This window comes from Acidobacteriota bacterium (assembly GCA_016208495.1).
Classification (GTDB): Bacteria; Acidobacteriota; Blastocatellia; order Chloracidobacteriales; family Chloracidobacteriaceae; genus JACQXX01.
Window position 1 is genome coordinate 1 of the sequence record JACQXX010000104.1, and the last position, 11,787, is coordinate 11,787.

An 11,787-nucleotide genomic window follows, 5' to 3' on the forward strand; every position below is an offset into this window, starting at 1 on the left:
CCCGCCGCCGCCGAAAACTCCAAACACTTCCGGACGAAGTGATTGCTTTTCTCACACCTGGAGTCAATTCTCAATCCAAGGCTTTGGCTTTGTAACTTTATGCAAATTTTATTACTTACAGCTTATCCTGGCGCTTATGGGGTGCTTACCGGACCGCCACTCAAAATCTTTCCAGAACCTGGTTCAAACAACAGATATTGAACTTTGAGAAAATCAGAATCGCTTACATTCACATTCCTGAACTTGAGTTCAATCCAGATAACCCAGGTTTGATCATCGGCAGAAAAAGCCAGTTCTTTGGCTTCCCAGCGTGAGACATTGTCATTTTCAATGATTTTTACACCACGAATAGATCGCAACTTACTCTGGCAGGCACCGCGCACAAGCTCTTCAAGTTCAAAAGGTTGCGAATCGTCGTGATATGAAGTCACGACGAAAAAGGTCGGTGCCGACCGCACAGCAGTATTCTTTGTTACCGGTAAGGAGCTGTTTTTTGGTTGGGAATCAGCCGGAGTCGTTGGTATTCGCTGACGCCCGGATTGTCCCCAGGCAGGTGAACTCAGAGCCAAAATGATCAGCAAAATGGGCATCCATCGCGCCCAGGACAGCCGATCATGCTGATGAGAGTGACTGGAAATCTCAGCACAGGACATAGCATGGCCTCCTTTGAGAGGAAGTTTTGAAGGCTAGGAACGGGAAAAGTCAGGATTGATTGAGGTTATTGAATTGTTTTGGGGATGAGGAATCCGCCAGCGCCTGTGATGCACAATGCCCGTCAGGGGTGGATTCTATTAAAAAATAAAGAGTTCAGGCTATCGCAAGACACATCTCCGTTGACAGGAAGACGGCTTCCGCCATACCCTACACGCTTTTTCAGAACCACACCGACATATAGCATGTTGCAAGCCCGGAACCCGGAACCCGGAACCCGGAACCCGGAACCCGGAACCCGGAACCCGGAACCCGGAACCCGGAACCCGGAACCCGGAACCCGGAACCCGGAACCCGAATCCTCAATTCACCTCAGGACACATCAAGACATTATGCACTGGCACAATCTGTTTATTCCAACTTTGCGCGAAGCTCCAGCCGACGCTGAGGCTGTGAGTCATAAGCTTCTGGTACGCGCCGGGTTTATCCGGCAATTGACGGCAGGCGCCTATTCAATTCTGCCGCTTGCGCAGCGCACAATTTTGAAAATCACTGATATTGTCCGCCACGAAATGAATGCCATCGGCGGTCAGGAATTTTATCTCCCGGCGCTCAATCCAGCTTCAATCTGGCGTGAATCAGGCCGGTGGGATGTGATGGGCGACAATATGTTTCGCCTCAAAGACCGTAAAGGCGCGGAACTGTGCCTGGGGATGACCCACGAAGAGGTCTTCACCTCGATTGCCCGTCACGAAGTGCGATCCTACAAAGAGCTTCCGCAAATCTGGTATCAGATCCAGACCAAATTCCGCGATGAACCCCGTCCAAAGTCTGGATTGCTGCGGGTGCGGCAGTTCACGATGAAAGATTCCTACTCCTTTGATATTGACCAGGCTGGGCTGGATCAATCGTTCGACCTGCACGACGCCGCTTATCGTCGGATTTACAGCCGGTGTGGGCTCAAATTTGCTGTTGTCGAAGCCAGCAGCGGTGCCATGGGCGGTAGCGCGTCGAGCGAATTTATGGTGGCTTCAGACGCAGGTGAAGACTGGATTGCCAGTTGCCCGGAATGTGGCTATGCCGCCAACGTCGAAAAAGCAACCTCTAACCTGCCCGTGATTGAAGATGGCGAAGGGTTAGCAGCACCTGAGAAATTCCCAACGCCCAATGTGCGCACAATTGACGATCTGGCCAATTTTGAAGGTGGCGCGGCGGCTGACCGGCAGATTAAGACCTATGTCTGCATCCTGGATGAAAAGAACCTGGCGCTCCTGTTATTGCGCGGGGATCACGAATTGAATGAAACCAAGGTGCTCGATGCAACGGGTGCCATCCAATTTCGCCCGGCGCATCCAGAGGAAATCTTTAACGCACTGGGCGCGCATCCGGGCAGTCTCGGGGGTGTTGGCGTTATTAAATACCCGATTTATGCCGATGAATCATTGCGTGGACGCCGTGCGATGACCACCGGTGCCAACGAAGATGATTTCCACTTGCGCGGTGTCGAAATCGAACGCGATATCAAAGTCACCAAATGGGCATCACTGCGAACCGTCAAAGCTGGTGAAGGCTGCCCGAAATGCGCCGGAACGCTCGATGTCAACAAATCCATCGAAGTCGGCCATATCTTTAAGCTTGGAACCAAGTACAGCGTCTCGATGGGCGCCAACGTGCTCAACCAGGAAGGTCACGAAGTTCCGATTGTGATGGGAAGCTACGGCATTGGCGTCGAACGGATTATGGCTGCCGCTGTCGAACTCTATCATGATAAGGACGGGATTTGCTGGCCGGTTTCAATTGCTCCTTTTGAAGTCGTAGTGACTCCGGTCAACTACGCCGACGAAGAAATCTCCCGCGTCGCCAACCAGGTGTATGACGGCTTGAAAGCACAGGGCATTGACGTGCTGCTTGATCGCCGTGACGAACGCCCCGGCGTCAAATTCAAAGATGCTGACTTGATTGGGATTCCCTATCGCGTGGTGGTCGGAGCGAAGAAGCTGAAAGACCAGAAGGTTGAATTCTTTACCCGCTCGACTCGCTCATCCGAAGACATCGCCGTGGCCGACATCATCAACCACGTGGCAGGTGCGGTACGTGCTGAGCATGAACGGCTGAAGAAAGCAGAATGAAGAATTGAGAAAGTGGTTAGTGGTTAGTGGTTAGTGGTTAGTTCTTGGAATGTATTGATTTCTAACCACTAACCACTAATCGGATGCGCCCAGCAGGACTCGAACCTGCGACCTACGGCTTCATACCACTATAGCTTTCGCTACCCCCGTTGGGTTTGTGGTCTGGACTGTATCTTCACCATTTCAGGTGCAACACGTGCAGTCTCTACGGAACCCCTGGAGTTTACTTTTTGAATTTCTGCAACCCCAAAAGCATTTACCCTGAGCAATTTAACCATTTTCAGGTTGAATGCCAGCCTTCAATGCTTCAAAAGAAGGTTTCCTCGGTATTACCAGCGATGAGTACTCATCGGGAAGGCTTCACCGATATAGTGCTGTGCATTGCTGCAATTTTGTTTCTTGCAGCAAGTCCAATTTTCGGTTAGAAGGCCGTTGCTCTATCCAACTGAGCTATGAGCGCGCAAAGAACAATTTGAACGGAGCGCGACTATAGCAAAACCTGAGCTGGCGTTTCCAGACGTTTTTTCTCCAGCGACGCTCCCCATCAACGCGAAATGTATCGTTATCATCATCTTACCATCGTTATTCCGATTCACAACGAAGCGGAACTCCTTCCCTCAGTGGTTGCTTCCTTCCCTGATTTTGTAGATCACGTGATTTTTGTGGATGACGCCAGCACCGATGACACCCCGGCGGTGCTCCGGCACATCGTTGATTCCCGATCAGGGCGGTTTACCGTTTTGAGACACCTGACCAACCAGGGTGTTGGCGCGGCAACCGTCACCGGCTATCGCCATGCGTTGACCAGTAAAGCTGATTTGATTGTGCTGATGGACGGGGACGGTCAGATGGATGGCCGGGACTTGCCGTTGATGCTTGATACTCTCATTGGCGGCCCATTTGATTTTGTCAAAGGGAATCGCTTTGCGCATTCAAGCATTCAGCGCATGCCCTGGACGCGCTATGTGGGAAATTCCATCCTGAGCTGGCTTACCAGACTCGCCCTGGGCTGTAAACATCCGATTGACGCTCAATGCGGCTTTACGGTATTTCGAGCAACTGGCCTGCGGCAACTCGATCTACATCATTTATTTCCAAGATATGGGTTCCCCAACGACCTGCTGTTTGAAGTCGCTGCCAAAGGGTTGTATTTCACCAGCGTCCCGGTGCGGACCGTTTATGGCAACGAAATTTCCGGAATCAATCCATTTGTGGTGCTGCCAACCATTTTCGGGCTGATTGCCCGTGGCTACTGGCGTCGGCTGGGACGGCAAAGCAACAAACCCCGCACCCAGTGGAGTGAAACGCGAGCGAGTCAGTAGTCAGTAGTCAGTAGTCAGTAGTCAGTAGTCAGTAGTCAGTAGTCAGTAGTCAGTAGTCAGTAGTCAGTAGTCAGTAGTCAGTAGTCAGTAGTCGAGTGTTGGGATTTTGAAGCGCCTGTCAAGTGTATTTGGTTCTATTTGAATCATTTAGAAACAATTCTTTTCAAGAATTTGACGAATTCAACGATCCGGGTTTTGTCTACTGACGACTGACGACTGACTCATCAACGACTGACGACTGACGACTGACTTACAAGCGAAATTGCAAATTCCCATCGAAACAGGTAAAACTACGGCTGTCGCCATTCCTGCAATTCCCTCATCCATAACAGGATTTTCCCTTACGTTGCACTCGTCAAATACCAATACCAGTCATTTTTTCCTGATGACCGTTCTCTGACGGCACCCGATTGACCTGTGACTTAACCCGGAACCCACTCTTTCACCGAGGATCTGAGTATGATTCAACCAGCAGCACGCACCCGAAATTACAACTACGCCATCCGCAATATCGTCGTCGAAGCCAAGAAAGTCGAAGCTTCAGGCCGTCCGGTCACCTATCTCAACATTGGTGATCCGGTGATCTATGGGTTCCAACCACCCCAATCACTGATGGACGCCATGGCCAAAGCCGTCCGTGACGGCAACAACGGCTATGCCCCGTCAAATGGAACAGTTGAAGCCCGCGAGGCCATTGCCGAAGATTCAGCGAAGTTTGGAATCCCGATTTCACCTGAAGATGTGATTGTGACGTCTGGGGCGTCTGAAGGCGCGGATTTGATTTTGAGTGCCTTGCTGGAAATGGGCGATGATGTGTTGACTCCCTGCCCAACCTATCCGCTGTATTCGGCGATTACTTCCAAGCTGGGTGCCAAAGAGAATTACTATCATCTGGACCCGAAAAACAACTGGTTGCCGAACCTGGATGAAATTCGCGGCCTGATTACTCCACGCACCCGTGCCATGGTGGTTATCAACCCCAATAATCCAACCGGAACGGTGTATTCCAAAGAACTCCTCCAGGGGCTGCTCGATATTGCCGCCGAACACAACCTGGTGGTACTGGCCGATGACGTCTATCATCGGATGACCTATGGCCCGGCGGGTGCCCGACTGGCGGAACTGGCCCAGGGCATGGAAGTTCCGGTCATCACGCTCGAAAGCCTTTCGAAATCACACCTGGTGCCAGGCTGGCGCGTCGGCTGGATGACCTTTACCAACAAACCGGCAATGGCGGACCTGATCCCAGCCATTCGGAAAATGGCGGATGCCCGCCTGTGCAGCCCGCTTCCAACGCAGTGTGTGATTCCAGCCGCGCTTTCCGACCTCTCACACCTCAAAGAGACAATGGAAGCCATGAAATTGCGGGCTGACATCACGGTTGAGTCTATCAATGCGATTCCTGGAATGAACTGCACCCGTCCAGAAGCAGCCTTTTATATTATGGCCCAAATGGAAAACCTGGCTGGTGCCACAGATGAAGAGTTTGTGCTGGCCTTGCTGCGCGAAACCGGAATCCTGTTTGTGTATGGGTCAGGGTTTGGCCTCAACCCGCAAGATGGCTATTTCCGCATCGTGTTTTTGCCTCAACCCGAAGTGCTGCGCGATGTCTATGCCCGGCTGGGTGAATTTGCCACCGCCTGGCCTCATCGTGCCCGGCAGGCAGCGCAGGGGTAGGAGTGAGTGAAGTAGTGAAGTAGTGAAGTAGTGAAGTAGCGAACTTACGAGCGAGTAGCGAACTTACGAGCGAGTAGCGAACTTACGAGCGAGTAGCGAGTAGCGAGTAGTGAGTAGTCAATCAACTTTTGGTTGAAAATATGCTTTGAGCCGGTCAAGTTTTTACACGAAGAAACAAAACCTTTCTGAACTATCTGAACTGATTCAATTCTTTCTGACTACTCGCCACTCGCTACTCACTACTCACTCGTAAGTTCGCTACTCGCTCTTAAAAAGGTCAGGCACGGGTACGGGTTTCCAGGAAAGGTCAACCTAAACCGCAGTCCTGGACGTATGGGAAAATCCCGTCGCACACAACAATGCCAAACATAACCCACGTTCACTTGTTTTTTGGAAGCAATGGTTGACCCACTGAAAACAACCATGGAACCAATTACAGGAACCAAGGCGAGTCTCCCCTCGCTTTCATAACTGACCTTTGGATAATGAGGAAGTTTCAACATGCGTGATTTTCTAAAGCAGGTATTTGCGAGTCTCACCGGGCTGGTGCTCTTTAGTCTGCTGGCTCTGGTGGTCGTGATTTTCTTGATCGGGAGTATCATCAGTAGCTCGGGCGGTAAACCCGAGCCGAAAGTGGATGACAAAGCGGTTCTGGTCTTCAATCTTTCAACCAACATTTCGGATGCCGCCCCTGATGCTGATCCTATCAAAGCATTTCAGGATGCGGCGTTTGGGAGCCGGACCAAAAGTATTTCGTTGAGTACGGTGCTCGACACTTTGGACAAGGCATCCAAAGACAAGCGCATTGTTGGACTGTACCTGTACGGCAACTTACAAGCCGAAGGATATGGCTCCGGGTTTGCCGCGCTCAAGGAAGTTCGGGAAGCCCTGGAACGCTTCCGGGCCGCCGGGAAAACCATTACCTTCTATGACATGGGAATTGGCGAGCAAGAGTATTATCTGGCCTCGGTCGCCAATACCATCGCGCTCAACCCGTTTGGCGCCGTCGAAATGAACGGGTTTGCCTCACAGCCGATGTTTCTGGCCGATGCCTTCAAAAAGTATGGAATTGGCGTTCAAGTGACCCGGGTTGGAAAATACAAATCAGCGGTCGAGCCTTATCTTTTAAATAAAATGAGCCCGGAAAATCGCGAGCAGCTTGAAAATCTGCTTGGCGATAACTGGAACGAATTCCTGACCGCCGTGGGCAAGAGCCGCAATATTCCAGTTGCCGATCTTCAGAAAATTGCGGATGAACAAGCGCTCCTGATCGGTGAACAGGCCAAACAACAAAAGCTGGTTGATAAGGTGGTGTATTTTGACGAAATCGTCACCGACCTCAAGAAACTTACCAACACGCCTGACAAAGACACAACCTTCCGCCAAATCAGCCTGCCTGCCTATTCAAAGGTTTCACGTGAATCACTGGGGATTGCCAAAGAATCAAAGAATCTGATTGCCGTGGTGTATGCCGAAGGTGAAATCGTTGATGGTACAGGCACTTCAGATCAGATTGGCGGTGACCGGCTGGCCAAACAACTGCGCGATTTGCGGCAGGATCCGGATGTCAAAGCCGTGGTGCTACGAGTCAACAGTCCCGGTGGAAGCGCCAGCGCCTCCGAAGTCATCCAGCGGGAAATCATCCTGACCAAAAAAGCCAAGCCGTTGATTGTGTCAATGGGCTCCTATGCAGCTTCCGGCGGGTACTGGATTTCGACCTATGCCGATCATATCTTTGCCGAACCCAATACCATTACCGGCTCAATTGGCGTGTTTGGGTTGTTGATTAACGTTGGCCAGCTTGCGAACGACCATGGCGTGGCCTGGGATACCGTCAAAACTGGGAAATATGCCGATCTGGGCACGATTTCACGACCGAAAACAGACGAAGAACTGGCGCTCATTCAAAAAACCGTTGACCAGATTTATGACCAGTTTCTGGCCAAAGTCTCTGAATCACGCAAATTGCCCCGCGAAAAAGTCGCTGAAATTGCCCAGGGCCGGGTCTGGTCAGGCATTGATGGCAAAGAGTTGGGCCTGGTGGATGAGCTTGGCGGCCTGCAGGACGCCATCAAGTTTGCCGCCAAGAAAGCCAACCTTGGCGACAACTGGAAAACGACTGAATATCCAAAACCAACTTCCACGGAAGAAAAAATTCGTGAGTTGCTGACTTCTGACGACCAGCCTGATCGGTTGGCGAAAACCACCGCGGTTGTGCGTGAATTTGGCCGATTACAGGAAGAATTGTCGGTTTTAAACTCAATGAATGACCCGGTGCATGTGTATGCACGATTGCCATTTTCAATTCGAATTGACTAAATATGGAGTGCGGCGGCTTGACGCCGCACTCCAAACTATTCCTCTTTGTGGAACCCCCGATGAATGAAGCTGAGCTTCTGACTGCTAAAATATTGATTGTTGATGATATACAGGCCAACGTGTTGCTGTTTGAAGCCATGTTGAAGTCGGAAGGCTACAGCAATGTCTACGGCACGACCGATTCCCGCAAAGCGGCTGATTTGTACCGCCTGTACAAACCTGACCTGGTGCTGCTGGATCTGGATATGCCCTATCTGAACGGGTTTGATGTTATGGATCAATTGAAAGAAATTGAATCCGAGTCATACCTGCCGGTCCTGGTATTGACTGGCCTCTCTGATCAGAGTGTTCGGATTCGGGCGCTTGAGTTTGGGGCTCGTGACTTTTTGTGCAAACCATTTGAACACGTCGAGGCATTAACCCGGATTCGCAACCTGGTCGAGGTGCGGCTGCTGCACAACGCCGTTCGGGAGCAAAACCGGATATTGGAGGAAAAGGTCCGCGAACGCACTCGCAAACTCCGCGAAACTCAGCTCGATATTATTCGTCGGCTCGGGCGGGCGGCTGAATACCGTGACAACGAAACCGGGTTTCATGTGATCCGCATGAGCCACTTCAGCGCCTGTCTGGCCCGAACCGTGGGATTTACCGATGCCGAATGCGAAATCCTGCTCTATGCCAGCCCAATGCATGATGTTGGAAAGATTGGAATTCCAGACCACATCTTGTTGAAAAATGCCCCACTCACCTCTGAGGAGTGGACCATTATGAAAACCCACACGGTCATTGGATCAGACCTGCTGGCTGGACACGATTCAGAGTTAATGCAACTGGCATCGGAACTCGCCTTATGTCATCACGAAAAATGGGATGGGAGCGGGTATCCGCGAGGGTTAAAAGGTGAGGAAATTCCACTGATTGCCCGCATTGTGGCTTTATGCGACGTGTTTGACGCCCTCACATCAGCCCGACCGTATAAAAAAGCCTGGTCGATTGAGGAAACCATGGCCTATATCGAAGGGGAAAGTGGAAAACACTTTGACCCCAATCTGGTTGGACTCTTTAAGCAGGTCTTGCCTGAAATCCTCGAAATCAGGGCACGCTATGCCGACCCGGTTGTTCCCAGGCTGACACACCACAGCCTGCACGAGCGCCCGACCAGAATTGAATAGGTGCAGGTGGGGGTTGGGGTACGGTGTGGTTTCTTATTCAAAAAACTGTAACGGTGATGCCAGTTATGGCTCTCACGATTTGCTCCCTTCACCACTTACACTGAGCAGTCCTTTATCCAAAAGGACATCAATCACAAAATAAATTACAAAATCACAGTACGGAACCTCGCCCTGCAGGTTGGCGATGGAAGATCCGTGTTTTATTCGCTCCCAAATGACCTGAGCTGCTTTTTCATGCATGGACTCAGTCCAGGTCAACGACGGAGTGCCTGGAATGTACTTCAAATGGGGATCTGGATGCTTCAACTTGAGCTGACGCAGTTCATCCTGCATGCGAACCGCTTCGAGCAACAGGTTAAATCCGGGTAAATGAATTGTTCCTTGAGGGGCGCCGGAATCAGGTGGGGCACCTTCCTGAAAGGTAAAGCTGCCGTGATATTCAGACTGAAAAAGCTGATAAAACGCCTCTTCCCCGTTGAGCACTCCACAGCGGGTATAGACCACCCTGCCATTCACCAGGTGAATGGTGGCGGCTGGCATTTCAATGTCATCCGATGAAGCCCACAGTCCTGAATGGGCAAAACCCACTTCAAGTGCGGTCACGCTCAAGACGCCGGTTTGACGGGATTGAATCAGCGTTTGAATGACCGTGGCCAGGTCGAAAAAGTTGAGATTTCCCTGTAACCGTTTATATGAATGGGTTTGCAGCTTTTTATAGGTGCTGTCGAGTTGGCGTGCCAGTGCCGTGCAGACAGCCAGAGCAAACTCTGGAACGGTTAAAATCAGAGTCCGGAAAACAGATTGGGTCAATTTCAACATCACGGCGCCTTCTGGAATCCGGGCGGCAGAGTGGTGGGTGGCCCCATCCAGTAAAATGGCCGAGGCACCCAAAACGTCCCCGCTTCCAAGATACGTCGCCAGATCCAGCTCGCCAGTTTCGTTGTTGTCACGCCAAACCTCGACCACACCCGATTTAATCACATACAGATATTCGCATGCCTGACCAACCCGAAACAGGTAGCTGCCTGCCGGGTAGATTTCAACCATACCGGCAGCCAGGATCATTGACAGGTGTTCGTGGCTTAAACCTCCGAAATAGCGTGAGTTTTGCAGAAAATCAATTTCTTCAGTTTCAGAAACAATGACCTGCACCCGCATCGCCGGGCCGCCAATTCCAAGTTCAATCAAATCATGGTTGGCCAGTTCGATTTGCCCATTCACGCGCTGGCCGTTGACAAAGGTGCCGTTCCGGCTGCCTAAATCATAGAGCACAAGGTGGTTTCCTTCGCGCCGGAACTCAGCGTGCTGACGGGAAGCGACCCGATCAGTGGCGGTGGCATCACCAATGCGAATGTCACTTTCCACACCACGACCAACATGGATGACTGGCAATGTATATTCTTCAACCTGACCTTCCCGACTCCCATTCAAATGGGTGAAGATGATTTTCATGCTGCCCCTCGCACAAATGATTGCCTGGTTCTTTCTTTTTGAAACTCCCCGCGCCAAAAACACTGAAGAGGCTGAAGAGGTGAGTGGAACGCCATTTCAGGGGAGGTGCTGGATGAACTGCTGTTCAAGTGTATCAAATCTAATCCAAAAACAGCCGAGATTTTTTTGCCGCTTATCACAGTACCAGGACAGAAATTATTTTACCCCTGATAAGAAAACCGCCTACTTTCTAATCACACCGGATTTCAATCAAACAACTCAGAATGAATTTTCACCACACTGTTGTAAAAAAATTTCCTGACTTTGAAAGAATTTCCCACCATATTTGAAAGAATAACTGCCTTTTCGTTGGTACAGACCATTAGGGTATCCAACCTCATCATTTCTATTTTTCTGATATAACCCCTTATGAAAGAATACTTTAGTCGAGCAGATCATTAAATATCCGTAGAACTGTCTCGATTTTTCTGGAACTGGCATATCAGTTGCACGTGTATATGACATATCTCTTCAACGCAACACCTCCAACTTCGAACTTGAAAGAATAATTATAAGGAAGGTTTTTATGGCTAACGCAATTGCATCACTGTTTTTACTGGCATTTATCGGCATTTGGGGCGTGATTGGTGTGGCATTTATCATTCGCGGCCTGTGGTTGAGTCTCGGGTTGGAATCGCCAACCTCGATTGACTGGTCACAGTTCAACATTGCGAAAAATCTCTTTGCGAATCCTCAGTATTTTGACGTCATCAGCGCGTTCAGCCGCGTCAGCGCCCGATTGATGAGTTTTTAATCTTGGGCTAAACGCTGGCAATAAAGTGGCAACTTGAAGTTCCGCACATAGTGACTAAAGGATGAAAAAACTTTTAGTTGACAGAAACCCCGGTTTCGACGTATAGTGCGCGACTTGCTCATAACTTAATAGAGTGAGTACGTATCAGGCCCTCAGGTCCTGCACGTTTGTAAGCTTGCGAACTCCGCCAGGGTCGGAAGACAGCAACGGTAGTAAGTCTTATGAAGTGTGTGGGGTAACTTGAGGGCCTGGCCCTTTTTCGGGGCACAATT

At 50.5% G+C, this 11,787-nt stretch carries 8 protein-coding genes and 1 other RNA gene; 7 read left to right on the plus strand and 2 right to left on the minus strand.

Features of this window, described 5'->3' with window-relative positions; translation table 11 throughout:
- Positions 1-134 precede the first annotated feature (134 nt).
- Positions 135-653 (minus strand): hypothetical protein, encoded by a 519-nt coding sequence (locus HY774_21080; GenBank protein MBI4750982.1) that lies wholly within the window; start codon positions 651-653, stop codon positions 135-137.
- Positions 654-1,043: 390 nt separating this feature from the next.
- Here HY774_21080 and HY774_21085 point away from each other — a divergent pair, with 390 nt between their 5' ends.
- The 5 genes from HY774_21085 (at position 1,044) to HY774_21105 (ending at position 9,270) form a co-directional block, all read left to right on the plus strand.
- Entirely contained in the window at positions 1,044-2,780 is a 1,737-nt protein-coding gene (locus HY774_21085) for a proline--tRNA ligase (protein MBI4750983.1), read from the plus strand.
- A gap of 554 nt (positions 2,781-3,334) precedes the next feature.
- On the plus strand, positions 3,335-4,102 hold the full coding sequence (locus tag HY774_21090) for a glycosyltransferase family 2 protein (GenBank protein MBI4750984.1): 768 nt from the start codon (positions 3,335-3,337) through the stop codon (positions 4,100-4,102).
- Between the two features lie 459 nt (positions 4,103-4,561).
- A complete protein-coding gene (locus HY774_21095; GenBank protein MBI4750985.1) occupies positions 4,562-5,779 on the plus strand; it encodes an aminotransferase class I/II-fold pyridoxal phosphate-dependent enzyme in 1,218 nt (405 codons plus the stop codon).
- 501 nt (positions 5,780-6,280) lie between these two features.
- Positions 6,281-8,098 (plus strand): signal peptide peptidase SppA, encoded by a 1,818-nt coding sequence (gene sppA / locus HY774_21100; GenBank protein ID MBI4750986.1) that lies wholly within the window; start codon positions 6,281-6,283, stop codon positions 8,096-8,098.
- Between the two features lie 59 nt (positions 8,099-8,157).
- Positions 8,158-9,270, plus strand: coding sequence for a response regulator (locus HY774_21105; protein ID MBI4750987.1), 1,113 nt, complete (start codon positions 8,158-8,160; stop codon positions 9,268-9,270).
- Between the two features lie 72 nt (positions 9,271-9,342).
- On the opposite strand, the gene HY774_21110 is transcribed toward HY774_21105, so the two are convergent.
- Complete coding sequence (locus tag HY774_21110) at positions 9,343-10,722, minus strand: FHA domain-containing protein (GenBank protein MBI4750988.1); 1,380 nt, start codon at positions 10,720-10,722, stop codon at positions 9,343-9,345.
- A 565-nt stretch (positions 10,723-11,287) separates the two neighbouring features.
- Between HY774_21110 and HY774_21115 the strand changes: the two genes are divergently transcribed.
- Together HY774_21115 and ffs are read left to right on the plus strand one after the other, a co-directional pair.
- The gene (locus tag HY774_21115) at positions 11,288-11,515 is read left to right on the plus strand and encodes a hypothetical protein (protein MBI4750989.1); all 228 of its coding nucleotides are present in this window, start codon (positions 11,288-11,290) and stop codon (positions 11,513-11,515) included.
- A gap of 150 nt (positions 11,516-11,665) precedes the next feature.
- Positions 11,666-11,764: signal recognition particle sRNA small type (ffs, locus tag HY774_21120), an RNA gene on the plus strand.
- Positions 11,765-11,787: the final 23 nt, after the last annotated feature.

Bases quoted from the DNA above. Each gene is read 5' to 3' on its own strand.
- HY774_21085 (MBI4750983.1), top strand. From the start codon at position 1,044: ATGCACTGGCACAATCTGTTTATTCCAACTTTGCGCGAAGCTCCAGCC.
- sppA (MBI4750986.1), top strand. From the start codon at position 6,281: ATGCGTGATTTTCTAAAGCAGGTATTTGCGAGTCTCACCGGGCTGGTG.
- HY774_21090 (MBI4750984.1), top strand. From the start codon at position 3,335: ATGTATCGTTATCATCATCTTACCATCGTTATTCCGATTCACAACGAA.
- HY774_21110 (MBI4750988.1), bottom strand. From the start codon at position 10,722: ATGAAAATCATCTTCACCCATTTGAATGGGAGTCGGGAAGGTCAGGTT.
- HY774_21095 (MBI4750985.1), top strand. From the start codon at position 4,562: ATGATTCAACCAGCAGCACGCACCCGAAATTACAACTACGCCATCCGC.
- HY774_21115 (MBI4750989.1), top strand. From the start codon at position 11,288: ATGGCTAACGCAATTGCATCACTGTTTTTACTGGCATTTATCGGCATT.
- HY774_21105 (MBI4750987.1), top strand. From the start codon at position 8,158: ATGAATGAAGCTGAGCTTCTGACTGCTAAAATATTGATTGTTGATGAT.
- HY774_21080 (MBI4750982.1), bottom strand. From the start codon at position 653: ATGTCCTGTGCTGAGATTTCCAGTCACTCTCATCAGCATGATCGGCTG.